The organism is Rhodococcus sp. 1168 (assembly GCF_002091955.1).
In the GTDB taxonomy this organism is placed as follows: domain Bacteria; phylum Actinomycetota; class Actinomycetes; order Mycobacteriales; family Mycobacteriaceae; genus Rhodococcoides.
In genome coordinates this window covers 94013-120877 of sequence record NZ_MKKY01000048.1, presented here as the reverse complement: position 1 = coordinate 120877, position 26865 = coordinate 94013, and the positions used below count along the sequence as shown (strand labels likewise).

The 26865-nt window shown below is 62.5% G+C and carries 27 protein-coding genes; 16 read left to right on the top strand and 11 right to left on the bottom strand.

From position 1 onward, the window contains the following. Positions 1–60: 60 nt before the first annotated feature. Positions 61–1356 (bottom strand): WS/DGAT domain-containing protein, encoded by a 1296-nt coding sequence (locus tag BJI47_RS09205; protein WP_088943422.1) that lies wholly within the window; start codon positions 1354–1356, stop codon positions 61–63. Between the two features lie 58 nt (positions 1357–1414). Here BJI47_RS09205 and BJI47_RS09200 point away from each other — a divergent pair, with 58 nt between their 5' ends. Both BJI47_RS09200 and BJI47_RS09195 read left to right on the top strand, forming a co-directional pair. Beyond that, complete coding sequence (locus BJI47_RS09200) at positions 1415–2809, top strand: wax ester/triacylglycerol synthase family O-acyltransferase (protein WP_088943421.1); 1395 nt, start codon at positions 1415–1417, stop codon at positions 2807–2809. Further along, positions 2809–3828, top strand: a complete 1020-nt coding sequence (locus tag BJI47_RS09195) for an SDR family NAD(P)-dependent oxidoreductase (protein WP_088943420.1) — start codon at positions 2809–2811, stop codon at positions 3826–3828. The genes BJI47_RS09200 and BJI47_RS09195 overlap by 1 nt, the downstream gene beginning before the upstream one ends. A 107-nt stretch (positions 3829–3935) precedes the next feature. Here the strand turns inward: BJI47_RS09195 and BJI47_RS09190 are convergent, their stop codons facing one another. After that, positions 3936–4733, bottom strand: coding sequence for a hypothetical protein (locus tag BJI47_RS09190; RefSeq protein ID WP_088943419.1), 798 nt, complete (start codon positions 4731–4733; stop codon positions 3936–3938). Between the two features lie 136 nt (positions 4734–4869). Beyond that, positions 4870–5448 carry a TerD family protein gene (locus tag BJI47_RS09185; RefSeq protein ID WP_088943418.1) on the bottom strand — a complete coding sequence of 193 codons (579 nt, stop codon included), beginning with the start codon at positions 5446–5448 and terminating at the stop codon, positions 4870–4872. 241 nt (positions 5449–5689) lie between these two features. Between BJI47_RS09185 and BJI47_RS09180 the strand changes: the two genes are divergently transcribed. Further along, positions 5690–6412, top strand: coding sequence for a DUF1906 domain-containing protein (locus tag BJI47_RS09180; protein ID WP_254900479.1), 723 nt, complete (start codon positions 5690–5692; stop codon positions 6410–6412). Positions 6413–6475: 63 nt separating this feature from the next. Here the strand turns inward: BJI47_RS09180 and BJI47_RS09175 are convergent, their stop codons facing one another. Both BJI47_RS09175 and BJI47_RS09170 read right to left on the bottom strand, forming a co-directional pair. Continuing rightward, positions 6476–7681: an MFS transporter gene (locus BJI47_RS09175; RefSeq protein ID WP_088943416.1), complete on the bottom strand. Its 1206-nt coding sequence runs from the start codon at positions 7679–7681 to the stop codon at positions 6476–6478. A gap of 25 nt (positions 7682–7706) precedes the next feature. Next, a complete protein-coding gene (locus BJI47_RS09170; protein WP_088943415.1) occupies positions 7707–8519 on the bottom strand; it encodes a hypothetical protein in 813 nt (270 codons plus the stop codon). 339 nt (positions 8520–8858) lie between these two features. Between BJI47_RS09170 and BJI47_RS09165 the strand changes: the two genes are divergently transcribed. Continuing rightward, a complete protein-coding gene (locus BJI47_RS09165; protein WP_254900478.1) occupies positions 8859–10085 on the top strand; it encodes a mannosyltransferase in 1227 nt (408 codons plus the stop codon). On the opposite strand, the gene BJI47_RS09160 is transcribed toward BJI47_RS09165, so the two are convergent. After that, a complete protein-coding gene (locus tag BJI47_RS09160; protein ID WP_088943413.1) occupies positions 10027–10317 on the bottom strand; it encodes a 4a-hydroxytetrahydrobiopterin dehydratase in 291 nt (96 codons plus the stop codon). The two genes, BJI47_RS09165 and BJI47_RS09160, sit on opposite strands and share 59 nt — an antisense overlap. Positions 10318–10332: 15 nt before the next feature. Between BJI47_RS09160 and BJI47_RS09155 the strand changes: the two genes are divergently transcribed. Further along, positions 10333–10788, top strand: coding sequence for a (deoxy)nucleoside triphosphate pyrophosphohydrolase (locus BJI47_RS09155; RefSeq protein WP_088943412.1), 456 nt, complete (start codon positions 10333–10335; stop codon positions 10786–10788). On the opposite strand, the gene BJI47_RS24055 is transcribed toward BJI47_RS09155, so the two are convergent. Further along, positions 10754–10930 carry a hypothetical protein gene (locus BJI47_RS24055; RefSeq protein WP_088943411.1) on the bottom strand — a complete coding sequence of 59 codons (177 nt, stop codon included), beginning with the start codon at positions 10928–10930 and terminating at the stop codon, positions 10754–10756. The two genes, BJI47_RS09155 and BJI47_RS24055, sit on opposite strands and share 35 nt — an antisense overlap. A 189-nt stretch (positions 10931–11119) precedes the next feature. Between BJI47_RS24055 and typA the strand changes: the two genes are divergently transcribed. The 5 genes from typA to BJI47_RS09130 all read left to right on the top strand — a co-directional run bounded on the left by typA (position 11120) and on the right by BJI47_RS09130 (position 16446). Beyond that, positions 11120–13057, top strand: coding sequence for a translational GTPase TypA (typA, locus tag BJI47_RS09145; RefSeq protein ID WP_088943410.1), 1938 nt, complete (start codon positions 11120–11122; stop codon positions 13055–13057). Between the two features lie 93 nt (positions 13058–13150). Then, on the top strand, positions 13151–14884 hold the full coding sequence (locus BJI47_RS09140) for an ABC transporter family substrate-binding protein (RefSeq protein ID WP_088943474.1): 1734 nt from the start codon (positions 13151–13153) through the stop codon (positions 14882–14884). Then, the gene (mshB, locus tag BJI47_RS09135; protein ID WP_088943409.1) at positions 14860–15765 is read left to right on the top strand and encodes an N-acetyl-1-D-myo-inositol-2-amino-2-deoxy-alpha-D-glucopyranoside deacetylase; all 906 of its coding nucleotides are present in this window, start codon (positions 14860–14862) and stop codon (positions 15763–15765) included. Before BJI47_RS09140 ends, mshB begins: the two co-directional genes overlap by 25 nt. Before the next feature lie 41 nt (positions 15766–15806). Beyond that, positions 15807–15965, top strand: a complete 159-nt coding sequence (locus BJI47_RS24050; RefSeq protein WP_176224757.1) for a hypothetical protein — start codon at positions 15807–15809, stop codon at positions 15963–15965. Between the two features lie 28 nt (positions 15966–15993). Then, a complete protein-coding gene (locus tag BJI47_RS09130; RefSeq protein ID WP_088943408.1) occupies positions 15994–16446 on the top strand; it encodes a hypothetical protein in 453 nt (150 codons plus the stop codon). Here the strand turns inward: BJI47_RS09130 and BJI47_RS09125 are convergent. From BJI47_RS09125 to BJI47_RS09115, 3 genes are all read right to left on the bottom strand, one after another. Beyond that, positions 16373–17245 (bottom strand): uracil-DNA glycosylase, encoded by an 873-nt coding sequence (locus BJI47_RS09125; protein WP_303393528.1) that lies wholly within the window; start codon positions 17243–17245, stop codon positions 16373–16375. The two genes, BJI47_RS09130 and BJI47_RS09125, sit on opposite strands and share 74 nt — an antisense overlap. Next, positions 17233–18663, bottom strand: a complete 1431-nt coding sequence (locus BJI47_RS09120; RefSeq protein WP_088943472.1) for a PH domain-containing protein — start codon at positions 18661–18663, stop codon at positions 17233–17235. Before BJI47_RS09120 ends, BJI47_RS09125 begins: the two co-directional genes overlap by 13 nt. Positions 18664–18725: 62 nt before the next feature. Beyond that, positions 18726–19214 (bottom strand): PH domain-containing protein, encoded by a 489-nt coding sequence (locus BJI47_RS09115; protein WP_088943407.1) that lies wholly within the window; start codon positions 19212–19214, stop codon positions 18726–18728. A gap of 235 nt (positions 19215–19449) precedes the next feature. Here BJI47_RS09115 and BJI47_RS09110 point away from each other — a divergent pair, with 235 nt between their 5' ends. From BJI47_RS09110 to BJI47_RS09090, 5 genes are all read left to right on the top strand, one after another. After that, the gene (locus tag BJI47_RS09110) at positions 19450–22014 is read left to right on the top strand and encodes a bifunctional FO biosynthesis protein CofGH (protein ID WP_088943471.1); all 2565 of its coding nucleotides are present in this window, start codon (positions 19450–19452) and stop codon (positions 22012–22014) included. A gap of 2 nt (positions 22015–22016) precedes the next feature. Further along, the gene (locus BJI47_RS09105; protein ID WP_088943406.1) at positions 22017–22784 is read left to right on the top strand and encodes a hypothetical protein; all 768 of its coding nucleotides are present in this window, start codon (positions 22017–22019) and stop codon (positions 22782–22784) included. A gap of 115 nt (positions 22785–22899) precedes the next feature. Further along, positions 22900–23223 (top strand): ferredoxin, encoded by a 324-nt coding sequence (gene fdxA, locus BJI47_RS09100; RefSeq protein WP_084346039.1) that lies wholly within the window; start codon positions 22900–22902, stop codon positions 23221–23223. Between the two features lie 2 nt (positions 23224–23225). Next, positions 23226–24329, top strand: coding sequence for a succinyldiaminopimelate transaminase (dapC, locus tag BJI47_RS09095; protein ID WP_088943405.1), 1104 nt, complete (start codon positions 23226–23228; stop codon positions 24327–24329). A 41-nt stretch (positions 24330–24370) separates the two neighbouring features. Next, positions 24371–25018: a LysE family translocator gene (locus BJI47_RS09090; protein WP_254900477.1), complete on the top strand. Its 648-nt coding sequence runs from the start codon at positions 24371–24373 to the stop codon at positions 25016–25018. A gap of 33 nt (positions 25019–25051) precedes the next feature. Here BJI47_RS09090 and BJI47_RS09085 read toward each other — a convergent pair whose 3' ends face one another. After that, positions 25052–25447, bottom strand: a complete 396-nt coding sequence (locus BJI47_RS09085) for a hypothetical protein (protein ID WP_088943404.1) — start codon at positions 25445–25447, stop codon at positions 25052–25054. 2 nt (positions 25448–25449) lie between these two features. Here BJI47_RS09085 and BJI47_RS09080 point away from each other — a divergent pair, with 2 nt between their 5' ends. Next, on the top strand, positions 25450–26865 hold the full coding sequence (locus BJI47_RS09080; RefSeq protein WP_088943403.1) for an acyl-CoA synthetase: 1416 nt from the start codon (positions 25450–25452) through the stop codon (positions 26863–26865).

Genomic DNA, 26865 nt, shown 5'->3' with positions numbered 1-26865 from the left:
ATTCACCAGCATGCGCGAGGAGTCTGAGGCCAGCACCCGCACAATGCTGAGAAGTGTCTGTCAAACACCTCTGCCGAGGCGCGCGGCCATCTCGTCGACCGCGTCGTGCAGGAGCCCTGCGTAGACATCCGGGTCGTCCACCGCCGAGGCGCTCGACGTGACGCTGATGGTCACCACGTCGCCGATGCCGTGAACGCCGTGGGTGAGACTCATGACCGGGGACAGTGCCGGAAAGCCTGCGGTGAAGCGGATGCGCCCGCCGCCCAAGACGAGATCGGCGGCTCCTCGATCGACACTCGACACGACAGTATTGCCGGTGACCGAATCGGGTAACACGGTGGCGTCGAACTGACGGATTCCCCATCGCAGTAGTACGGCGGGCACCATCTCGGACGCGAGAGCCTGCGCGGCCATGGCGGGATGATCGGCACGCGCCCGACGATCGCGGAGGGCTGCCGAAATGTGCTTCGCTCGCTCGAGCGGGTCGACGACGGCAGGGTAGAGATCGATACCTGCATTGCGAAAGTGGTTGCGTGCCCGCCGCGGCCCACGCTTTCCCAGCGTGACCTCTGCGCCGAGCCGCTCCGGAACAGAGTCGCCGCAGCGTCTCAGATAGTTCGACAGCGCTATGGACACTGCCGTAATGGCGCCGACGGTGACGGTGACCCCGGGGCCGCTCAGCTCGGCACGGTCTCGGACGACGGTTCGGATGCTTCTCTCGCCCGCTGGGGCAACGTTGACGCGGATCTTCTCCCTGCCAGGTGACTGTGGGGGTATCAACCCCGCAGCGGTGTCGGCGGCGAGTGTCCTCTCGAGTGCTTGGGCGCGGCGCGATTGCTTGACGAACTCGATGGGGCGGAAGCGTCCGCGGGGGTTGCGCAGCGGGGAGGACGAATCACGTTCACCGAGGAGCTGTCGTGCGAGCGAGGAGGCGACACGCCCGTCGCCGAGGGCGTGTGAAACTTGTAGCACTGCAACGAGTGCGGGTCCGGTGCATCGTGGGGCGCCGGAGACGGATCCGAAAAGATGTAGCAGCCAGGGAGTTTCGAGCGGATCGACAGGATGAGCGAACAGCTCGGCGACGGCTCGCAGGCATCCTGTCCACGTGCCGTCGGGCAGAGTATGCGTGATGACCTGGTGCGGTCCGACAGTCATAGATACGGTGCGTGGAAAACCGAAAGCGTCGGCGAAGCGGATACCTAGTTCGGGGATGCTTCGGGCATTCGACACGAGTTGATCGACGACGTCGGTGGCAGGGGCACTCGCGTCGAAGCAATAGAGCAGAAATTGGTCGTTCGGAATCTTCGAAGACATCCAATAGGCCTGGGCGTCGGTCGGGTGCAATCGTCCGGACATCTGCACAGAATAGTCGAAATCTCAGCGAGAAACTGCAACGCGTTCTAATGTCAATCGAATGGAACGGTTGAGCGGATTGGACGCGAGCTTTCTATACCTCGAAACTCCTGAGCAGCCACTGAATGTGTGCGGTCTCATCGAACTCGAAGCGGTGGGTGATGACGTCGACTACGACGCCGATGCCCTTAAGGTCGAGCTGGTGCGTCGACTGGAGGGCATACCAACGCTCCGTAAGAAGCTCCACGACAGCGTCTTCAATCTCGACCACCCTGTCTGGGTCGAAGACGAGAACTTCGACATCGACAAGCATTTCCATCGAATGACCCTCCCCGCGCCCGCCGGCAAAGACGAAATCGCGGCGGCATGTGCACATTTCGCCGTGCAGCCCCTGGACCGTTCGAGGCCGCTGTGGGAGATGTGGGTGCTCGAAGGAGCGAAGAACGGCAAGACCCCCATTTTCCTGAAGATGCATCACTCGACCGTTGACGGAATCTCGGCAGCGAACATTATTTCGCTACTGTGCAGCATCGATCGGGATGCGGAACCACTTCCACCATCACCGGGGGTCGGATCGGTCAACAACTTCGACCTTGCGGTGGGAAGTGCAGTGTCCTTCGCGAGCAGGCCACTGCAGGCACTCAGTATTCTTCCCGCCACGGTACGAACCCTCACCGGATGGATCGGGCGGGCCCGAAGCGGACGCGCTATGCCTGCGCCGTTCGCAGCGCCGCGAACGCAATTCAACGGCACACTGAGTCGGCACCGCAGCGTCGCCTTCGAGCAACTGAAACTCTCCGACGTCAAGGAAATCAAGAACGCATTCGACGCCAAAGTGAACGACGTCGTGCTGGCAATGTGCGCGGGTGCAATCCGCATCTACCTCGAAAAATCCGATGGTCTACCGGAGGATTCGCTCATCGCCGTCGTCCCGGTCTCGGTACACGAGAAAAGCAGCAGACCGGGAACCAATCAGGTATCGGCAATGTTCGCATCTCTGGCCACCGACATAGACGACCCGGTCGAACGATTGCTCGCTATCTCCGCGAGCCATGAGGTCGGCAAGGATCACAACAAGGAGATCGGTGCGACCTTGTTGCAGGACTGGGCCCAATTTGCATCTCCCGCAACATTTGCCGCAGCCATGCGCGCCTACGCGGCGCTCGATCTCGCCAAGCATCACCCCGTCGTGCACAACTTGGTGATGTCGAATGTCCCCGGTCCGCCGATGCCGTTGTACTTCCTCGGGGCCAAAGTGACCGGGATGTTTCCTCTGGGACCGATCTTGCACGGTGCCGGTCTCAACATCACCGTCATGTCCGGTGACGGGCGCCTCGACATCGGTCTGATCGCAGACCGCGAACAAACACCAGATCTGGACCGGCTCGCCGACGCGATGGGCGAGTCACTGGCAGAGCTTCTCGAGGCAGCACAAACACGAACAAAGGAGAGCTGATGCGGGTGCTCGTCACCGGCGGTACCGGTTTCGTCGGGGCATGGACCGCGAAGGCAGCCGTCGACGCCGGACACGAAGTTCGTTTCCTGGTCAGAAATCCCGACAGATTGCAGACGAGCGCGGCCCAGATAGGCCTGGACGTAAGCGACTTCCGCCTCGGTGACATCACCGACGCCGACTCGATCTCGCAAGCAATGGATGGCTGCGACAGTGTCGTTCATGCCGCAGCCGTCGTCGCCACCGATCCATCTCGTGCCGAAGAGATGATCGCGACGAACATGCTGGGTGCGGAGAACGTGCTCGGAACTGCCGCCGCACTGGGCCTGGATCCGATCGTGCACGTCTCGAGCTTTACGGCCCTGTTTCGGCCGGGGTTGGAAATGCTTCGCGCCGATCTTCCGGTCGTCGGCGGAACCGATGCCTACGGACGCACCAAGTCCCAGGTCGACCTCTATGCACGCGGAATGCAAGACGGCGGTGCGCCGGTCGTCATCACCTACCCCGGCATGGTGCTCGGCCCTCCTGCAGGTGACCAATTCGGTGAAGCCGCCGACGGCGTCGAATCTGCCCTGAAAATGCGAATGCTGCCGGGACGCAGCGCAGCCTGGACCGTCGTTGACGTCCGTGATCTCGCGGCGGTGCATGCGGCTCTGCTCGAACCCGGTCGTGGGCCGCGTCGCTACATGGTGGGTGGGAAGCGGATACCGATCGGGTCGATTGCTGAGATGCTGAGGAAGATCACGGGGACGACAGTCCTTCCGGTCCCCGTTCCCGATCTCGCGTTGCGACTGCTGGGACGAGCATCCGACATCGTCGACTCGGTGTCACCGATCGAGACCCCCGTGTCTCGGTCACCGATTTCTGAGGCCGCGATGCAGTACTACACGCAGATGCCGCCTTCCGACGATTCGCCGAGCGAGAAAGATCTGGGAGTGCACTACCGCGGGTCTCTCGATACGCTCGATGCCACGGTCGCGGGCCTGCGCAGCGTCGGACGGTTGTCACCGAGCTCCGCGTGACTTCAGCTCCGCCCCATGGGTGTTGGTAGAAGTTTGTTCGAGAAAAAATGCGGCGCCGCGAGAGCGGCGCCGCATTTCTTCGGTTCACGATCCGATAGTTGGGAGCGTCAGCCGACGTTCACCAAGCCGACGGTCGGGAAGTAGAAGCAGTTGTTGACGCCGTCGGCAGTCTTGTGTTCGACATTGCCGAACACAGCTGCGAGAACGGTGCCCGAGCCGGTTTCCACCGGTGCGAGGCGCGCCCCGGCAGCAGGCAACTTGGCGATAGCAGTGCTCAACGCTCCACGTAGCAACTCGGTAGTGATGGGGTCGAGCTTGGCATTGTCGAGTATCGAGTCGACAAACGTCGTAGTGGCGCCGCCCATGTCGGCGAATCCACCCTTCAAGGTGTTGACGTTGAACCACGCCACCTGCATTCCCGCCTTGTTCGCCGAGTCATCGACGATGCCCGCCGGGAGGAAGGCGAACATCGTCTCGCCCTTCTCCACAGCGTTGAGTGGGGGAAGCAGTGGCGCCTTCGCATTCGGCCAAGGCCCGCCCGCTGCTCCCGCTACCGCGGGAGAGATGCCGAAGGGTACGCCCGGAACCGAAGCGCAATTGATGGCCGCTGTCGGGTAGAAGAACGGCGTGATACCGAGGTCGGTAAGGATCTTGTTGGCGGCGTCGAGAGCCGCGAGGGGGTTGGCGTCGACGTCGTCGGCGACCGCAGTGCGGGCCCCCGAGATCGCGGTTGCTGCGGCGAGCGCAGGATCGGTGGCCGAGGTGCCCTGCTGCTGAAGTGCAGCCACTGCCTGCGCCAGTGGATCCACTGGCGCAGGATCTGCTGTCGCAGTGGCAGGCAGCGCGAGCAACGCTGCGCAGGAGAGTGCGACTGTTCCAGCTATTCGACCGAACCGAGACGACATGTGTTACTCCTGTGACTGATGAAACCAATGTTACGAATGTGGTGATCCGACCACACTCACGCATGGATTCTCAAGCCCAGAGGTCCTCGGTTATTGAATCGATACCCGCCGCAGACCGATGATTTCCTCGAGTCGGTCAACCGACATTGATTCCGTAGTCGCGAACAATGTCCGTCAACCCGGATGCATAACCCTGCCCGATTGCCCGGAATTTCCATTCCTGACCTCGTCGATACAGCTCCCCGAACACCATGGCGGTTTCGGTCGACGCGTCCTCGCTGAGATCGAAGCGAGCCAACTCACGATTGTCGGCGCGATCGACAACCCTGATGAAAGCATTGACGACCTGGCCGAAATTCTGGCCCAGAGAATCGGCGTCGTGGATCGAGACCGGGAACACGATCGACTCGACTTTCGGCGAGAGTGCTACGAGGTCGATGTTGATGCTCTCGTCGTCGCCCTCACCCTCGCCGGTTCGGTTGTCGCCGGTGTGCTCGATGGCGCCGTCGGGCGAGCGGAGATTGTTGTAGAACACGAAGAACAGATCGTCTACCGACTTCTTGTTCGAGTCCAGACCGATTGCGCTCGCGTCCAAATCGAAGTCGCCGCCCGTGGTGTTGCGGACATCCCACCCCAAGCCGACCGATACTGCCGTGAGGTTGGGGGCCTCCTTGGTCAGCGACACATTCCCGCCCTTGGCAAGCGTTACGCCCATGAAAATATCTCCTTCGATCGTCCTGAACCGATGATTCCACAGTAGGTTGTGCCCGCGTGGGCCGGCGAAGGTACGTGCTGGAGCATTTGTGCAGAGAGAGACAAATGGGACTGTGGAGTCTGGAGTGACTAGCGGTACTGGTGTGAGTGTGGTGCAATGCCAAAACTAGAAAATGTATCAGCGCGCACACAAATCAGCGGTGCGACACGCCGAATCGACCTACCTATGTGGGGGGCTTGAAGTGCACGTTTCACGACGCGACTTGTTCAAATACGCGGCGGTGGGGTCGGCAACTGCCGTCGGACTGGCGACGTTGGGCGCCCGTTCTGCAGCGCACGCCGACGGGTTGGGCACGCTTGTCGACTACTCGGCCGGGGTCCCCTCGCCGGAGGCGATCAAAGCGGCAGGCCACCTCGGTGCCGTTCGCTATGTCTCCGATCGCAGACCCGGTGCCGAATGGATGCTCGGCAAGCCGATGAAGCGCGACGAGGCCGATGCGCTGACCGACTCAGGGTTGGAAGTGGTGTCCAACTATCAGTTCGGCAAGGGTGCAACGTCCGACTGGAGGGACGGATACGCGGCCGGGGTCAAGCATGCGAACCGGGGCATGGAACTGCATCGAGCCGCCGGCGGACCGCAGAACCGACCGATCTACGCCTCGATCGACGATAATCCCACCGCGGTCGAGTTCGCCACGATGATCGCGCCGTACATTCTCGGCTGGCAATCTGTCGTCGGAGCCGGGAACACCGGAATCTACGCCAATTCACCGACCATCGAATTGGCGTCCATTGCCGGGCTCGGGCAGTGGTATTGGCAGCACAATTGGGGCACTCCGAAAGGCTTCCGGCACCCCGCCGCACATCTACATCAAGTGCAGATCGACAAGGGAAAGGTCGACGGCATCGCCGTCGACATCAATGTAATTCTCAAGCCCGATTACGGCCAATGGTCCCTAGCCTGATTCTCGAAAGAAAGACGATATGAATCTCATCGATGTTATTTACACGATTGCCGGATACATCTATCAGTTCCTGTCGGATTCCTTCGCTTCTTGATTCGAGTCTTGTCCATGAGATTCGAGTACCAGTAGCAGGAATGCAATCGCCGCGAGCGCGGCGACTGCGCAGGAGAACACCACCCCAGCGGTGACGAGGCCCCAGGCATTCGCGGCTGCTCCTGCTCCGATCACGGGCACCGAGATGGCGATGTAGAGGACGACAAAGAATGTCGACGTCACTTCGGCGCGCCGATCCACCGGCAGTTCTGCGGTCACCGTCGACATTCCCTTGCTGAACGTCACTCCTTGCCCGACTCCACTCACCACGGCGCTCAGAATCAGCAGGGGGAGCGACGCCGTCAGCAACGAGATTGCAAGTACTACGACGCCGGCGAAGAGCACGACGCATCCCGCCCGCAGCGCGAACGACGTATCTAGGGCGCGGAGACCGATTTGAGCGGCCGCGGACGAAGCGAACAATACGAAGACAACAGCGCCGGTCACAGCGTGGTCGTCGATGCCGAGGACACTGGTCATGAAGCCGGGAGAGACTCCGGTGAACAGGCCCAGAACAGCGAATCCGGCGAAGCCGGCGATCGATGCTCGGAGAAAGATTCCACGGATGGGCGCCGGAATCGACAGTCTCTGCAGGTGTGGTCTGGCCCCGCGGGCAACTTTCACCGTCTCGGGAGAGAGGTACACCGCGACCCCCGCCAGGATCAGCAATCCGATATCGACGACGAAGGTCAGCTGCATCGGGTGCGGCAGATACTGAACCAGTACACCGGCAAGTAGTGGCCCGAGACCGAGTCCGCCGATATTCGCCGCCGTCGCAATCGCCGGTGCGTGTGCGCGCCACTTGTCCGGCACCAATTCCAACAGTGTCACGGTTGCAGTTCCGACGAATATGCCCGCCGATAGTCCAGAGAGCACCCGTCCGATCAACAGCGCGGCGAGCGATCCGGCGAAAATGAACACCAGCGCGCTGACGATGCCGAATGCGATTCCGGCGAGCAGCATCGGGCGACGACCCAGTGAGTCCGACCAACGACCGAACGCCAGGAGTGCAGTGAGCACTCCCAGCGCATAGGCGGCAAAGATTATAGTGACGACGAAAACGGAGAATCCGAACTCGACCTGGTACAGCGAGTAGACCGGCGTCGGCATCGTGGTGCCGATCATCGCTACCGCGAATGCATAGGTGATCGCAACGAATGCGAGAGGTTTGCTCACCGAGCAGACCCTACTCACATGATGATCAGGCTACGTGGAAGGTCCCGATCGTAGGCAGGAATCCGCAGGTCCGTGCCGGTGCAGCGGGATCTTCGACGGACTTGGTCGTGATGGAACCGGATGCGACAGCGAGAACGCGTCCCGGTCCGGTATCAGCAATACCAGAGATCGTGGCAGGTCCGCCCGGGTTGATGGCCGACGCTCCGGTCAACTCCTGAGTCCCGGTGCGACGGTTGTCGAGATTGAGCCACGTCACGGTGAACGGTGACTCTTGCTGAGCAGCAAGAGGAGCCGTGCCGAGGGCGGTGAAGACGAAGCCGGCGTGCCCTGCAGCAGGTCCGGGAGGCGGAAGCGTTGCGGGGCCGGGTACGGCCAGCGCGGTGCCGATGGAATCTGCCTTGTCCGAGATGCAGCCTTTACCGATGGTCGGGTAGAGGAACTGCGCGATGACCGGTCCGTCGGACGGAGGCAGTTCGGGTCCGCCGCCACCGGATCCGTCGAGGAATGTGATGACCCTCGTGAGAGTGGCTTTCACCGTCTCGGGGATGGCGGGATTGTCCAGCAGCTGACGTGCCTGGGCGAGGAGGTCGGCTTGCGGGCCCGCTGCGACGTCGGTCGGACCTGCGGCGGCACCCATGATGGCGGGGGCGAACGATGCAAGTGCTTGGATCTGCGCGTAATCCGGCAGAGGCTGGTCCGGATCGGGGAGGAACATAGGAGGCAGCTCGGCTGCAGGCGGTGCTGGCTCTGCAGAAGCAAAGGTCGGCAGCGCGAGTGCAGCGGCGCATGCCACCGCCGCAACAGTGACGACTTTGCGTGTTACCCCGGTACGAAGCACTTGATTTTCCCCATCCTGATCGTAAAACGGGCCATGAAGCGGTTGTTGGCTCGAGGGGCCACTCTATGTATCCGACCCTTGTCTTGTACAGCCCGTACTTTCGGGCGTTGTCGGACTGGACGCGGTCGTGACTCGGCATTGACCGTCCACGGACATTAGCGTGTTACAGAAGTGAACAGTGTGATTGGTGATGCAAATGTTATTTGTGAACATCCATCATGATGGTCAACATATTCTGTGAACCGCGTGCGCGAGGCCCGATCGGGTTCCCTATAAGCTCGGCTGTCGATCTCGAACCGAGACGACCGAACTGCACCGAGCGGGAGCGAGAGACAACAGGTGAACCGACTGGTTCGATACGCCCCCTTCCTGCTTGCGCTATCGGTCTTGGCCAGACTCGCCTGGGCTTTCGCCATGCCCAACGGGATGAACCTCGTCGACCTGCACGTCTACGTAGACGGCTCGGCAGCATTGCTGAAAGACGATCTCTACAACTTCACCTACTCGGTGAAGACTCCCGACTTTCCGCTTCCGTTCACCTATCCGCCGTTCGCAGCCCTGGTCTTCTTTCCACTGCACTATCTGCCGTTCACCGTCGTCGGGATCGCCTGGCAGTTGGCGACAATGGCAGCGATGTTCCTGCTCATCAAGCTCAGCCTCGGGCTGATGCTCGGTGACGACGTGGCAGGCACCTCACGCTGGACCCGCATCGCTATGGCATGGACAGCGCTTGCCCTGTGGACCGAACCCGTGCGCACCACACTCGACTACGGGCAGGTCAACGTCTTCCTCGCTCTGGGTGCGGTCGTGGCGATCCGGAGTACGCGTTGGTGGGTGGCAGGTGGACTCATCGGATTCGTCGCCGGAATCAAGCTCACGCCTGCGATAACCGGGCTCTACTTCCTGGCCACGAAGCGCTGGAAGGCGGCGATCTTCTCGGCAGTCGCCTTCGCTGCAACCGTCGCGCTCAGTTACCTGGTTCTCGGCCATCAAGCAGGCACCTACTTCACCACGCTGCTCGGTGACGCCGATCGAATCGGGCCGGTCGGCTCGGTGTGGAACCAGTCGCTGCGCGGAGCAATGAGCCGGATCGCCGGACACGACATCGGATCCGGGGCGCTGTGGATCGGCGGCGTCGTGATCGTCTTCGCTCTCGCAATCGCCGCATGGCGCTCGCTACGACGCGACGATCGACTCGGCATCCTCCTCGTCGTTCAACTGTTGGGGCTGCTCATCTCGCCGATCTCCTGGTCACACCACTGGGTATGGGTGATGCCGCTGCTCGTCTGGCTCGTACACGGGCCGGATCGCGAAGCTCTGTTCACACGGATCGTGGCCGGATACTGGCTGGTGACCAGCGTCATCGGCATCCCCTGGATCCTCAGCTTCTTCCAGGAGTCGATCTGGCTCGTATCCCGCCCAGGGATACTCGCCTGGCTCGGAACCGTCGACGTATTCGGTGCACTCCTCGTGTACATCCTGGCGATCTACCTGAGAAGACGACGGGTCAATCTCGAATCAGCAGCTTCTCGATCTCGCGAGCCAGATCCACGTCCTTCGACGTGAGCCCGCCCTCGGAGTGCGTCGACAGCGTGAAGGTCAACTTTCGCCATCGAATATCGATGTCGGGGTGGTGCCCCGCAGCCTCGGCAGCGGTCGCCACCCTCGACACGAACTGGATTGCCGCCGGAAACGTCGGCAACTCGACCGTCCGGGTGATCGAGGAGCCATCGAGACTCCACCCCGGCAGACTGCTCAGTGCGTCGTCGATCTCGGCGTTTGACAGTAGTTCACTCATGGAAACGATCCTGACATGACCGATGCCGAAAAATCAGCTGGTTCCGCCCCCGACATCACCACTCCTGCCGTCGTGGTGGCCGGTGCCATCGTCGCCGACGGGCTACTTCTTCTCGCTCAGCGAGCCCGTCCACCGGAGCTCGCGGGCCTGTGGGAGCTGCCGGGAGGAAAGGTCGAACCCGGCGAAAGCGACGCTCAGGCGTTGATGCGTGAACTGCACGAGGAACTCGGCGTCGACACTGCTGTCGGTGCGCAGCTTGCCGGTGATGTCCACATCGGAGCCGGACGAATTCTGCGTGCCTACCGCGTCGAATTGGTTGCCGGATCGCCTGCGCCGCTTGAGCATTCAGATTTGCGGTGGGTCGACGCCGCTGAACTGCGGGAGATGGATCTGGTCGATGCGGACCGCGAATGGGTAACCGAACTTGCGCTGATGCTCAGGCAGACCGGGCCTTCTTCAGGCCTTTCTTGAGATCCTTGCCGGAGACGCCCTGATTCTCGAGCTTCTTCATCCTCATTATCACCACGGGGCACTTGATGCAGCGCGTCTTCTTGCGGCAACATTTCTTCTTGGGCTTGAGACCCGACACCTTCTCGGCCTTGATCTTGCCCATGTGAACGTCTCCGAAAATCTCGCATTTCAAGGTGAACTTATGAAAAAGGGTACTGCGTGTCGCAGGTCACCCTGGGGTAGCGGGTAAACTTGTTCAGTCGCGAGATTCTCGCGGTGCAGCGCGCTTCTCTAGCGTCAATAAGCCCGCTAGCGAACAAGAGCCCGCATTCAACCCAGGAGAACCTTTCGCGTGAGCGCCCCAAGCAGTGCAGATAACATCGACAGCACCACCACTTTTCGCAACGTAGCCATCGTTGCACACGTCGACCATGGCAAGACCACCCTGGTCGACGCCATGCTCCGGCAGTCGGGAGCGTTCGAGGAACGCGCCGAAGCGATCGATCGCGTGATGGACTCGGGTGACCTCGAGAAGGAAAAGGGCATCACGATTCTGGCCAAGAACACGGCCGTTCATCGACGCAACCCCGACGGCACCATGACCGTCATCAACGTCATCGACACCCCCGGGCACGCCGACTTCGGTGGCGAGGTCGAGCGCGGCCTGTCCATGGTCGACGGTGTAGTCCTTCTCGTCGATGCATCCGAGGGTCCGCTACCGCAGACCCGCTTCGTGCTGCGCAAGGCGCTCGCTGCGTCGCTGCCCGTCATCTTGGTCGTGAACAAGACCGATCGACCCGACGCACGAATCGAAGAGGTCGTCTCCGAGAGTCACGACCTGCTTCTCGATCTCGCTTCCGACCTCGACGACGAAGCTTCCGAGGCTGCTGAGCTTGCCCTCGACCTTCCTGTCCTCTACGCCTCCGGCCGCGAGGGCAAGGCATCGAAGGTTCAGCCCGAGAACGGCAACGCACCTGATGCGGAAAACCTCGACGAACTGTTCGAGGTTCTGCTCAGCTACGTTCCTGCTCCCAAGGGGAACGTCGACGCTCCTCTGCAGGCGCACGTCACCAACCTCGATGCTTCGGCATTCTTGGGTCGCCTCGCTCTGGTTCGCATCCACAACGGCCAGCTCAGCAAGGGCCAGACCGTGAGCTGGATGCGTGAGGTCGACGGCGAACCCGTCGTCCAGAAGACGAAGATCACCGAGCTGCTCAACACCATCGGTGTCGAGCGCGTACCGGGCGAGAAGGGCGTCGCAGGAGACATCGTCGCCGTCGCAGGCTTCCCTGACATCATGATCGGTGACACCCTCGCCGACCTAGAGAACCCCGTCGCGTTGCCGCGGATCACCGTCGACCAGCCGGCGATCTCGGTCACCATCGGCACCAACACGAGCCCGCTCGTCGGCCGCGTCAGCGGTCACAAGCTGACCTCGCGCATGGTCAAGAGCCGCCTCGATCAGGAACTCGTCGGTAACGTCTCGTTGAAGGTTCTCGACATCGGCCGTCCCGATGCCTGGGAGGTGCAGGGTCGTGGTGAGCTGGCTCTCGCCATCCTCGTCGAGCAGATGCGTCGTGAAGGCTTCGAGCTGACCGTCGGCAAGCCCCAGGTGGTCACCCGGCTGGTCGACGGCAAGGTTCACGAGCCGTTCGAAGAATTGACCGTCGACTCCCCGGAGGAATACCTCGGCGGTGTCACGCAGTTGCTCGCCGCACGCAAGGGCAAGATGGTGCAGATGACGAACCACGGCGCAGGCTGGGTTCGCATGGAGTTCATCGTTCCCTCGCGTGGCCTCATCGGTTTCCGCACCGACTTCCTCACCGACACGCGTGGCACCGGTATCGCCAACGCTGTCTTCCACGGTTACGGACCGTGGGCAGGAGAGATTCGTGCACGCCACACCGGTTCGCTCGTCTCGGACCGCGCCGGCAGCGTCACCCCGTTCGCCATGATTCAGTTGGCCGACCGAGGCACGTTCTTCGTCGAGCCGGGCGTCGATACCTACGAGGGCATGGTCGTTGGCATCAACCCGCGTCAGGAAGACCTCGACATCAACGTCACGCGCGAGAAGAAGCTGACCAACATGCGTCAGTCTTCGGCAGACGTCATGGAGACTTTGGCCAAGCCGAAGAAGATGGACCTGGAAATGGCCATGGAATTCTGTGCAGTCGACGAGTGCGTCGAAGTGACCCCCGAGGTCGTTCGCGTCCGTAAGGTGCACCTCGATTCCAATGAGCGTGCTCGTGAGCGTTCGCGCAGCAAGTCGCGTGACAAGGCTGCTCTGTAAAGAGCGGTAGCTTTCGTATATCGCGCTGAACGCCCGTGTCTGCGCAGTCGGTCTCGACAGATGACTGAGCAGGCACGGGCTACGACGAAGGAGATGCATTTGCGGCGAGCGCGCCCCCTGGGCCTCGGAACCATCGCATTGGTTCTACCCACTCTGGTTCTCGCAGCATGCACCGCCAACCCGCCGCCTCCGGTCGAGAGCGAACCGACACCCGTCATCACGACGACGGAAGTACCCGTCGAAACCGGAGATCCCGTCGTCGTCGCGATCGACGATGTCGGCATCGGATTCAATCCGCACCTCTTGTCGGATCAGTCGCCCGCCAACTCTGCGGTGAGCGCGCTCGTCCTACCGAGTCCGTTTCGGCCGACCACCGATCCGTCGAACCCCGCGGTGTCCATCTGGGTCCAGGACCCTTCGCTGTTGTTGTCGGCGGACGTGACGTCGCAGAATCCGTTCACGGTCACCTATCAACTCCGTAACGAAGCTCAGTGGTCCGACAGTGCGCCGATCGCCGCCGAGGATTTCCGGTATCTCTGGCAACAGATGATTTCGCAACCCGGAGTCATCGACCCGGCAGGCTACGGCCTCATCGTCGATGTTGCCTCCTCCGGCGGCGGCAAGAGCGTCGCCGTGACATTCGCTGAGCCATATCAAAATTGGCGACGGCTCTTCTCCGATTTACTCCCGAGTCATCTCCTCAAAGATTCCCCCGGTGGCTTCGAAACCGGTCTCGTCGACAACGTGCCGGTCTCCGGCGGTCAGTTCAGTATCAAGTCGATCGACGAAGGACGCGACGAAATCCTTCTCGAACGCAACGACAGGTTCTGGGACGAGCCGGCGAAGCCTGATCGAATCCTGCTTCGTCGAGGTGGGACCTCTGCTCAGTTGGCAGACTCGCTTCGGTCGAAAGACGCGCAGGTAGCCCAGGTTCGAGCAAGCACCGCTACGAGGGCCCAGCTGGCGGCGATACCAGGGGTTCGCACCGACGTCAGATTTCAGCCACGCGTTCTCGATCTGACCCTCAACGGCCGAACTGCGATGCTGTCGGATCCAAATGTGCGAGCGGGGATCCTCGGCCTTCTCGATCCGGCACTGCTGTCGACGGTTGCAGCCGGGACCGGGTCGGCCGATCACCCAGCGCGCGCACAACTGTCGAGCCCGTCGGACCCCGGTTATGCCCCCACCGCTCCTGCTCCCATCGATCGTCAGAGTGCGCTGGCACTTCTCGCCGGAGCGGGATTCGTGCCAGGCCCGGGTGGAGCGCTCGAAAAGGACGCATTGCCAGTCGAATTCATCATCGGGGCAGTGGAGGATGATTCCACCTCGCTCGCCGTCGCAAACACCGTTGCCGACCAACTGGCAAGCGTGGGCATCGATGCGTCGGTGACTCCACTGCCACCCGAAGAGTTGTACAGCACTGCACTCGTAGACGGCCGGGTCGACGCATTGGTCGGATGGTCAAGTGTAGGAAACGATCCCGCGACCGTGATGGCGTCGAGATTTGGATGTGCGCCGGCCCCGGCCCCAACTCGGTCGGGTGGCACCGACGAGGCCAAGGCGCGCCCGCCGAGTAACCTCTCCGGTTTGTGCGTGCCGGAGTTGCAGAATTCGGTGAATCTGGCTCTACGCGGCGAACTTCCGGCGGACCGGCTGGTTGCCGAAGCAGAGCCGAAATTGTGGGCGTTGTCCGCAGTTCTTCCGATCATGCAGGATTCGTCTGTAGTCGCCGTCAGCACAGGTGTCGAAGCCGTGTCGTTGGCGGGACCGATCGAGGTAGGCATCTTCGGTGATGCTGCGCAGTGGATGAGGATCAAGACCAAGTGAGACTTCTTCTCGTTCACGCGCATCCGGATGACGAATCCATCACCACCGGTGGAACTATCGCGCACTACGCGCGAGCAGGGGTGGAAGTTACTGTCCTGACGTGCTCGCTGGGCGAGGAAGGCGAAGTTATCGGTGACCGCTGGGCAGGCCTCGTCGCCGACCGGGCCGATCAGCTCGGCGGATACCGAATCCTCGAATTACACAGGGCGCTGGGAGTTCTCGGTGCCCAAGGACCGACATTCTTGGGCGGTGCCGGACGGTGGCGCGACTCCGGCATGGCGGGTACCCCGGCGGCACTCGATCCGCGAGCGTTCGTCAACGCCGACCGTGACGAGGCTCTGTCGGCACTGCTCTCGGTCATCCGCACGGTTCGGCCCCACGTCGTCATCGCCTACGACCCGGAGGGTGGGTACGGGCATCCCGACCATCAGCAAGTTCATTCGCTGGTGACGGAGGCTGTCGATATCGCAGACACTGACCGCTACCAGAATGTCGGCGCACCGTGGGCACCGCAGAAGTTCTACTGGACCGTCACCGGTGAAGAACAGCTTGTGCGCGGATTGGACTCGATCGCGGACATTCCCGAGGGCTGGCGAATGCCCGAGCCCGGCGAGCTGTCCACCGTGCCAGAGGAGACCATCACCACCTCGCTCGATGTCAGAGGCGTTCTCGGCTGCAAACGCGCTGCACTCGAAGCACACGCCACCCAGGTGACCGTCGCGCCTTCGGGCACCGAGTACGCACTGTCGAACAACATAGCGCAGCCGATTCTGGCCGAAGAGCAATTCGTTCTCGTTCGAGGCGATCGGGGAGAGGTCGATGCCTCGGGTAGGGAAAGTGACCTGTTTTCCGGCGTCATAGAATATGATTTTGATCACTAGGACTCATACAGCGCGGTCGGCCGAGCAGGGGAGTACGCAAGATGTACAACTGGGTCGTGCAGGACGCCATCGTCGCGTTCGTCAACTCGTTGATACCTGATTTCCCCCGTCAGGAGATGCTGTATCAGTCCGGCCTCACCGATCTCGCGTCCGCGCTGAGCAATCTCCTGACCGCTTTGGGATACCCGCCGGTCTCCTGACCGCGGGGAGTACGCCAGTATTGGCAACATGATCTCGAAGGCCGCATCCAATGCTGTCGTCCTCGTGTCGAGGGCAACGCTCGCAGTACTGATCTTCGACGGCTTTCTCTGCGGCGTACTGTCCGTTTTCTTCCTCCCGGCCTACCTCGGGCCGGTGCCCTTCCCGGTCAGTGCTCTGCTCGCGGGAATCGCCAATGTCATGCTTCTCTACGCCGCGCGCAAAGTTGCAGAACGACCCCTCGCCATTGCGTCGCCGCTGATCGCTTGGGGCGTCGCAGTGCTGATCTGCATGTTCGGTGGCCCCGGCGGCGACGTGCTGTTGCTTTCCGATTGGCGAACGGCGTTGTTGCTGGTGGCGGGTGTCGCTCCGTCTGGAGTTCTGCTGTTCACCTGGAGGCTGACGGCGCTCACATCAGGCCCGCATGGTACCCGGCCGCCCGCAGCACATCCTCGATCATCTTCGGAGTCAACCGCCCGGTGAACGTGTTCTGCTGACTGACGTGGTAGCTGCCGAACAACCGAATCGACCCCAAATCGACTTCGACGCCATGGCCGAATTTCGGGCGTGGACGCGGAATGTCCCAGCCGTTCGCTGCCAGCACAGGTAACAGGGCCTGCCAACCGAATCCGCCGAGGACGATCACGGATTTCAGCGTCGGCTTCAGCAAGCTCAATTCGATGTCGAGCCACGAGCGGCAACGATCGCGCTCGGTGACGGTCGGCTTGTTGTCCGGTGGAGCGCAATGAACCGGCGCAGTGATTCTGACCCCTCGCAACGTCAGGCCGTCGCCGATGTGTGTAGCCGTCGGCTGATTGGCAAGTCCAACGGCATGAAGTGCCGCATATAGAAAGTCACCGCTGCGGTCCCCGGTGAACATGCGTCCGGTGCGGTTGCCTCCGTGTGCGGCAGGTGCGAGGCCGACGATCAGAACCGACGCGTCCGCGGGACCGAACCCGGGAACCGCCCTGCCCCAGTAGGTTTCGTCCCGAAACGCGGCTCGCTTCTCGGTGGCTACCTTCTCGCGCCAGGCGACCAGCCTCGGGCAAGCTCGACAAGCGCTGACGGCCAGGTCGAGGTCGGCGATGGTGGCAGGAGTGGAGCCTGCGGAATGACCATTGGGGGCAGGAGTGGAGCCTGCGGAATGACCATCGGGGGCAGGAGTGGAGCCTGCGGAATGACCATTGGGGTCAGGAGTGGAGCCTGCGGAATGACCATTGGGGTCAGGAGTGGAGCCTGCGGAATGACCGGGTTCGGGGTCAGGTGTGTTCAGTGGGCCCATTTGTCGCCGGCTCTCGGGGTGACAGCGTCGATGAGGGCCCACGCCTGGTCTGCGGGAATGTCGAGAACCTCGTAGTGTCCGACGCCTGCCGGTGTGGCAGCGACGATTGTCGCGACACCGGCGCGCCGTTGGAAGAATGTTTGTCTGACCGTCCATCCGATGATCCCGGCGGCCTCCAGTGAGTGCCGGGTGCGGTCGAGGGAACCGTGGCGGGTGATCAACCAACCCGGCAACACTGCGTGGCCGAGCCCACGATATCGATCCCATGCGACGAATACCGCGCCGAGCAGCACGATCACCATGGCCACCCACACCGTGGTCGGGATCGGAGCGCCGAGTGCACTGGCGGTCCCGAGCCCGGCGGCCACAACGAGTACGGGGATTACTGCTCGGGTGTATCTGCGACGTTTGGCTGCCGGTCCGTGCGGCGTCAGCGGCTTCTGCGCGTTCTCGTGCAGCCCGGCGTCACCGAGCACGACCGTCATCATGCGGAGTGCTTCGCGTGCGGGTGCTTGCGGTAACAGCAGCGACGATTCCTTTTTCTCCGCGCTGACACCCGTCATGATCGCGTCGAGCTTCGCACCCTTGGCGATCCGCAGCAGCAGAGGTTCGGACAGTGAGGTGCCGCGAAGGCGTTTCCGGTCGAGCGTCGTCGAGCGAGTCTTGAGGAGTCCATGGTTGACGTGCAGGCGCGCGCCGTCGTCGGTGACGGTCAGATTGCCGTACGCGATCAGGTAACGAGCGCACGCGAAGAGACTGGCGACGATCAGCAGTATCAGCAGTCCTACGCCGATCACCAGGGCGATACCGAAACGCTCCGCGGAGTCGATGCTGCTGGAGACAAGGGAAGAATTTGCGACGCGTTCACCGAATCCGTATTGGAAGAGCACCCCGACCGCCGCTGCGATGGCCACTACGCCAGTGAACGAGAACGGTGCATATCGGACCCACTCGGTTTTCCAGTGCGCAATCTCGGTTGCCGCGGGTGGCGCCTTCCTGAGTGCATCGGGCCCCCGCTCGGCTCGCTGCAACAGCTGTTCACGCAACGCGGGGACCACCCTCGAATCGAGCGCGTTCAATTCGAATTTCTCACCCTTGCCTGCCTGCTGCCCGGTGCCGATCCGCAAGATCGACAGACCGAGAAGCCGATGCATGACGCCCGCTTCGACGTCGACCGAGCGAATTCGGCTGCGCGGCACGGACAGTAGCTTTTTCTGAAACACCCCGGTGCGCAGTTGCACATGCACCGGGCCGATGCGATAACTGGTGGTGAACCAGCGCAGCAACGCGAACACCACCACCAGGGTCACGATAATCAAACCCCACAGATGATTACCGCTCCGACTGCCGATCACGAAAGACACGAACAGGACCGGCAGGACCTTGACCGCTTCGTTGACCGGATGAACCAACAGCATCCGCTTGTCCAGACGCAGCCACGGTTGCTGCTCCTCGGCGACCAGAAGTTCGGTGTCGGTGCTCACGTCGCGTCGCCCAACGTTCTACCCGCGATCTCGGTGAGCTGAGCGACAGTACGATCGGCCACCTCCTTGTCCAAAGCCGTGATCTTGACCGCCCCCGCCGAAGACGCAGTGGTGACGGTGACCGTGGACAATCCCAGCATCCGGTCGATCGGCCCACGCTCGGTATCGACCGTCTGTACCCGCGAAATCGGTGCGATGCGTCGCTCCTGGTCGAACCAGCCGGTCAGCGTGTACACCGCGGTGTCACTGATCTCCCAACGATGCACGCGATACCGCCACACCGGAACGACGACGATATGAACGGCGGCGAACACGACCGAAGCGGCAAAGACCACCGTATGGGGCCACGTCGTCCACTTGCCGTCGATCACGGCCCACACGAGCTGGGCGATGAACAGCGGAACCCACATCAACGAGGCATTGATGGCCCACAATTGCCGCGCACGCGGACTCGGACGCCACGCAGGATCGGTCATTGTGATCATGCCCCAATCTATTCTGGTCGTTCCGCAGGCTCCACTCCTGCCCTAATCTTGTCGTTCCGCAGGCTCCACTCCCGCCCTGCTGGGTCGTTCCGCAGGCTCCACTCCCGCCCTCCTGGGTCGTTCCGCAGGCTCCACTCCTGACCCCAATGGTCGTTCCGCAGGCTCCACTCCTGCCCCGCCCGACCACCGCCGGTGGCACGCCCACCCGTCGGTGGCGCATGATCGACTGGTGACCATGCTGCCTGATCCTGTAACTGCCGCTGCTCCCGAACCAGAAAAGGTCCCCGCCCCCTCCGCAATGCGTCGCGTTCTACGGCGCGCCCGCGACGGGGTATCGCTCAACGTCGACGAAGCCACGGTGCTGCTGCACGCACGCGGTGACGACCTGGTGGACCTCTGCACTTCGGCGTCGCGCGTGCGGGATGCTGGTCTCGAGTCAGCGGGCCGACCCAAGACGGTCTCGTATTCGCGCAAGGTATTCATCCCGATCACTCGCCTGTGCCGCGACAAATGCCACTACTGCACTTTCGTGACGGTGCCTGGGAAGTTGCGCGCCGAAGGCCACGGGTTGTTCATGGATCCCGACGAAATCATCGAGGTTGCGCGCAAAGGTGCGGAACTGGGATGCAAAGAAGCACTGTTCACCCTCGGAGACCGGCCGGAAGATCGCTGGCCCGAGGCCAAGGAGTGGCTCGATTCCCGGGGTTACGACTCCACGTTGGACTACGTCCGCGCCATGTCGATCCGAGTTCTGGAAGAAACAGGATTGCTTCCCCACCTCAATCCGGGAGTGATGAGCTGGCAGGAACTTTCTCGCCTCAAGCCCGTCGCACCGTCGATGGGAATGATGCTCGAGACGACCTCCCGCCGACTGTTCGAGGAAAAAGGTCAGGCTCACTACGGCAGCCCGGACAAGGATCCCGAGGTTCGGTTGCGAACGCTGACCGATGCAGGACGCCTCAACATCCCGTTCACCACCGGCATCCTCGTCGGAATCGGGGAAACCATCCGCGATCGCGCCGAGTCGATCATGGCTATTCGCAAGGTGCACAAGGCCTTCGGTCATGTGCAAGAGATCATTGTGCAAAACTTCCTCGCCAAGAGCGACACCGTGATGCGAGATACGCCCGACGCAGGTATGGAAGAATTCCTCGCAACCATCGCAGTCACACGGGTGCTGCTCGGGCCGTCGATGCGTATTCAAGCACCCCCGAACCTCGTCGCCGTCGAAGAGACCGCGGCGTTGCTCGGCGCGGGCGTCGACGACTGGGGCGGTGTCTCTCCGCTGACTCCGGACCACGTGAACCCGGAACGGCCGTGGCCGAATCTCGACACGTTGGCCGAGCTGTCCGAAGCCGCCGGATACACGCTGACCGAGCGCACGGCAGCGCAACCGCAGTACGTTCTCGCAGGCGCGCCCTGGATTGATCCGCGCATCTCCGCACACGTGAACGCGCTGGCCGATCCGAAGACCGGCATGGCGCGTGACGGCGTCCTCCCGACAGGGCTTCCGTGGCAGGAGCCGGACGAGGAGTGGGTGTCCTCCGGCCGAGTGGATCTGAACACCGAGATCGACACCGAGGGGCGCAACACCGAAACACGCAGCGACCTGGACAACGCATTCGGGGATTGGGAGTCCATCCGTGAGCAAGTGCGCGATCTGGCCGGCCTCGAACGCGTCGACAGGGACTTGGTGGCCGCGCTCCGAGCGGCCGAGAAGGATCCCGCGGGTCTGTCCGACGAGCAGTACCTGGCGCTCGCGACGGCCGAGGGGACCGGCATGGACGCCGTCGCGGCACTCGCCGACGATCTACGCAGGCAGGTCAACGGCGAGACCGTCACCTACGTCGTCAACCGGAACATCAACTTCACCAACATCTGCTACACCGGTTGCCGGTTCTGTGCTTTCGCGCAACGCAAGGGCGATGCCGATGCGTTCACGCTGTCCACGGCAGAAGTGGCGGACCGCGCCTGGGAGGCGCACGTTCTCGGTGCAACCGAGGTCTGCATGCAGGGCGGTATCGACCCGGAACTGCCGGTCACCGGTTATGCGGACCTGGTGCGCGCAGTGAAAGCACGAGTGCCGTCGATGCACGTCCATGCGTTCTCGCCGATGGAGATCGTCAACGGGGCTTCGCGAGGTGGACAGTCGATTCGAGATTGGCTCGTCGAACTTCGTGCCGCGGGACTCGACACCATTCCCGGTACTGCAGCCGAGATCCTCGACGACGAGGTTCGCTGGGTGCTGACGAAGGGCAAGTTGCCTGCCGCGGAGTGGATCGAAGTGGTCACCACCGCCCACGAGGTAGGCCTGCGATCGAGCTCGACGATGATGTACGGCCACGTCGACAATCCGTCGCATTGGGTCGGACATATGAACGTGCTGAAGGGAATTCAGGACAAGACAGGTGGATTCACCGAGTTCGTGCCACTTCCGTTCGTGCACCAGTCCTCGCCGCTGTATCTAGCCGGAGCGTCGCGTCCAGGCCCGACCAACCGTGACAACCGAGCAGTGCACGCATTGGCGCGAATCATGCTGCACGGACGTATCGACAGCATTCAGACTTCGTGGGTCAAGCTCGGCATCACCGGCACTCAGGCGATGCTCAACGGGGGTGCGAACGACCTCGGCGGCACGTTGATGGAAGAGACCATCTCGCGAATGGCGGGAAGTCAGAACGGATCGGAGAAGACCGTCGCCGAACTCCACGAGATTGCCGAGGGGATCGGTCGTCCTGCCCGTGAACGAACGACGACGTACGGTCTTGTCGCGCCGGTCCCTGTCGTAGGACTCGTCTGAGCATGGACGATCGCACAGTCGTCGCCGCCCTCGACCGGGCCGTGGCCATCATCGACCCTGTTCTCGACGTTCTCGCCGAGCGTGATCCGGTAGGCCTGAAGGCGAGAACGTTTCGAAAACCTACCGCCAACGACACCGCCATCGACACCATGCTCGACACGTTGGCGAAAACGCTGAACGCCACCGACTTCCCCGGGACCGCAGCATGGCTCGAGCTCGATGCACAGGCCCGCTCGCAGTGGTGGGTCATGCGGATCGGCGCGCTCAACACCGTCGCCGTCGCATTCCCCAGCGTCTTCGGTGTACTGGTCAACCGGCTTCCGTTGCAGGATCTGCTCGGCTTCGCGAACCAGGCGATGGTTCTCGTTGCCGTAGCCAGAGAGAACGGCGTGGTAGACCGGCCGGCGCACGTGAGCATGCTCGCCTCCGTGCTGTGCGGCCGCGAGGTCGGTCTCGACACCGCCGAACCCGATTCGTCGCCGGCACCGGGCCGCGAATGCGGTCCCTTCGCGCTACTTCATGCGATGTGGGACGTCGCGACAGTGCTCAGGGACGTCTCGGGCGAGTTGGCCAAGCGACCGCGCAGCCGTGGCATCTATCGTGTGCTCTCGGCAATTCCTCTGGTCGGCGGCGTGGCAAGCTATGTCGGGGAGCGTGGTGCGCTGTCCCGAGCTGCAAAGCAGGGACTCGGTTGGGTTCACGCGAACGTCGAGAGTCCGAGCCACGTAAGCTCGAAGGGGGCTTCTCGGATGACCCGAGGGCCACAGTGAGGACACCCTGCGCTGATTGTCGTAATTCTACGACGCGATACTAGGATTCTCAGGGCACTGCAAGCAGCGAACAACGCTTTCGGTGTCGATTACTGGAAAGGGAGGGAGACCAGCAGTGACGTACACGATTGCGGAACCGTGCGTGGATGTACTCGACAAGGCATGCATCGAAGAATGCCCGGTGGACTGCATTTACGAAGGTGGCCGCATGCTGTACATCCACCCCGACGAGTGCGTCGACTGTGGTGCATGCGAACCGGTCTGCCCCGTCGAAGCAATCTTCTACGAGGACGACGTCCCGGAGCAGTGGAGTGGCTACGTGAGCGCGAACGTCGATTTCTTCGACGATCTGGGTTCACCCGGTGGGGCCGCGAAGCTCGGCAAGACCGATTTCGACCCACCGTTCATCAAGGCTTTGCCTCCCATGGGTGAGAGCTGACATTGGCGCGTATCTCCGTCGCGTCCGGCCTGCCCAACTTTCCCTGGGACTCACTGACTGCCGCGAAAGACAAGGCACAGTCGCACCCGGACGGAATCGTGGATCTGTCGGTAGGCACCCCCGTCGACCCGGTTGCACCGATCATCCGCGCAGCGCTGGCGTCGGTATCGGAAATTCCCGGCTATCCGACGACCGTCGGCACGTTGGCGCTGCGTGAAGCGGCGGTTGCTGCGCTGGCGCGGCGGTACGGCATAACGGGGATCGGTGCCGACGCGGTTCTGCCTGCCATCGGCACCAAAGAAATGATCGCCTGGTTACCGACCCTTCTCGGTCTCGGTAGCGGCGACCTCGTGGTCATCCCTGAACTGGCCTACCCGACTTACGAAGTCGGAGCTCTACTTGCCGGTACGCGCATCATTCGTGCCGACGGCTTGAATCGACTCGGCCCCGAGCGCGCATCGCTCGTATTCGTGAACTCTCCTGCGAACCCGAGCGGCAAGGTCCTCGGTCTCGAGCACCTCCGCAAAGTGGTCTCGTGGGCCCGTGAGCGCGACGCCGTGGTCGTGTCCGACGAGTGCTACCTCGGCCTGACCTGGGAAGGCGAGGCGCTCTCGATCCTCGACCCCCGTGTCAGCGACGGCGACCACACCAATCTCCTTGCCGTGCACTCGCTTTCCAAGACGTCCAATCTTGCGAGCTATCGTGCCGGCTTCGTCGTCGGCGACCAGAAATTGGTTACCGAACTGCTCGAAGTTCGCAAACACGCAGGAATGATCATGCCGTTGCCGATTCAGGCTGCCATGACTGCGGCACTGTCCGACGACGAGCACGAGAACATCCAGCGTGAGCGCTACCGTGCCCGTCGCGCCACACTGCTCTCCGCTGTCAAAGCAGCCGGGTTCGAAGTCGATCACTCCGAAGCCGGGCTGTATCTCTGGGCCACCCGCGGGGAACCCTGCCGGGACACCATCGACTGGCTTGCCGAGCGAGGCATCCTTGCCGCTCCGGGTGAGTTCTACGGCCCCCGCGGATCCCAGCACGTCCGTATCGCGCTGACTGCCACCGACGAACGCATCCAGACGGCCGCGGAGCGTCTGGCGCTCTAGCCTGCGCTGAAGCTTCACTTTCGCGGCTATCCGGTTGCACCATGCCTGGCCTGGGTGTTCTCATTCAGTCCATGACCGTCGGCATGTTGCTCAGCTTTGCAGGGGTGTGTTTCCTGCTGGCTATTCTTCCCGGGCCAGATTCGTTCCTCGTGCTTCGATACAGCATCGGAGGCCAGCGACCCGGAATTGCTGCGGCCATGGGCGTCGCGCTCGGTGGCTTGTTCTGGGCAGCGTTGGTTGCCGTTGGACTCGCAGCCATCGTCGAGCAGTCAGCGACCCTGTACCGAGTAATCAAGATCCTCGGCGGCCTGTACCTGCTGTACCTCGGGGTACGTGCGTTCATCGCGCGCAGGAAGTCGAAAGTCGACGGTGAACCGATGGTGCCGGTCGTGGCCTCGGCTCGGTCCGCCTTCGGTGCCGGTGTCCTCTCGTGCGCACTCAATCCCAAAGTCGGACTGTTCTATCTCGCTGTCGTTCCCCAGTTCCTGTCCGTCGTCACGTTCGCCGGAGCCATGACTCTCGGGGCCGTGGAAGTGGTGGTGGCCGCACTGGTCATGGGCGTCTTCTCGGTCGCGGCCTCGCGCGCCGTCGTGCTGCTGCGGCGACCCAAGGTGACCGACTGGCTCGATCGCATCAGCGCTGGAATCCTCGCAGCCCTCGGCATCGGCACAGTCGCGTCCTCGGTGTAGGGCACAGGTGCCTTCAGCGAGCCCGATCGGAAGTCAGGCGATGTCCCAACCACCGCGCCTGATGCGGAGGATGTAGACCAGTTCATTGCTACCGAAAGCCTCGACCGTGGTGAACCGCTTGGGCGCGGCATTGACCGACGGGTTGCGCGCATTCGCTTCCTCGTAGATCTGTGCGGCCCGCAGGTCTGCGAGTTCCACGCGTGTCCAGAAATCATCGGACTGCACCGAATAGACCAGCCGAGGGGCGCCTTCGCTGATGTGCGCGACCTCGATATCGTCCTCGTTGTCCAGGTCGTCGTCCAGATCTTCCTCGTCAGCGATTTCCTGGTCGGCATCGGTTCCGATCAAATAAACCCCGGGCTGCAGGTCTCCGGCGGGCACCGTCATGTACTCGGCGTAGTCACCGGTGTCGATTCCGTCGGCATCCATGTATGTACGGTAACCATGTGCTGCTCCGATCCTTGAATCCACTCGCCGTCGCTCGCGGACACGATATTGCCGACGCTGTGACGATCGGCGGTGTCTCCCTGTCCCGCGGCGACATTCTCGGCGCTGCGACGTCGGTCGCCGAGCGGATCTCGCGGGCGGAACGACTGGCAGTTCTGGCGACTCCCAGCGTCAAGACGGTGCTTGCCGTAGTCGGTGCGCTGATTGCAGGTGTGACCGTAGTGCCGATCCCGCCCGATGCCGGGCATGCCGAACGCGAACATATGCTGAGGGACTCCGGTGCGCAGGCATGGCTCGGCGAGGTGCCCGAGGACACGGCAGGCCTCGAGGTCCTGCCGGTTCGTCAGCACGCAAGGTCCTGGCACAGCTACCCGGATCCACACCCGTCGTCCATCGCTTTCATTCTTTACACCTCCGGCACGACCGGCCCGCCGAAAGGCGTCCTGTTGTCGAGGGAAGCGATCGCGGCCGGCATCGACGCGGTAGCGCAGGCATGGAATTGGACATCGCGGGACACTGTGGTGCACGGACTTCCGCTGTTCCATGTTCACGGACTGCTCCTCGGAGTACTGGGTCCGCTGCGCGTCGGAAGTCCGCTCGTGCACACCGGTAAACCGACTCCCGAGCTTTATGCCGCAGCCAAAGGAACGCTGTATTTCGGTGTCCCGACGGTATGGTCCCGCATCGCCGCCGACGAAGCGTCCGCAAGAGCCCTCGCGCATGCCCGTCTGCTCGTCTCCGGTAGTGCGCCTCTACCAGTGCCGGTGTTCGAGAAACTGAAGGAACTGACCGGCCAGGCGCCCATCGAGCGCTACGGCATGAGCGAAACACTGATCACCATCAGCACCCGCTCCGACGGAGAACGTAGGCCCGGGTCCGTGGGACTGCCGGTCGACGGCGTCGAAACACGAATCGTGAGCGAGGCGGGGGAGACGCTCCCACACGACGGCGAGTCGATCGGAGCGCTGCAGGTACGCGGTCCGATGCTGTTCGCCGGCTACCTGAACAACCCGGAGGCGACCGCGAAGGTCTTCACCGAGGACGGGTGGTTCGACACCGGCGACGTAGCCGTCATCGGTCCGGACGGATTCCATCGCATCGTCGGACGCGCATCCACCGATCTGATCAAGACCGGTGGCTATCGCGTCGGTGCCGGTGAGATCGAGACCGTTCTGCTGGGGGACCCGAGCGTCGACGAGGTCGCCGTCGTGGGGCTTCCGGACGACGACCTCGGTCAGCGCATCGTCGCATTCGTCGTCGGCACCGGTGTCGAACCGTCGGCTCTCATCGATCTCGTCGCGAACGAACTCTCGATTCACAAGCGGCCGAGGGAAATTCGCGTCGTGGATTCATTGCCACGCAACGCGATGGGCAAGGTTCAGAAAAAGCAGCTCGGCTGA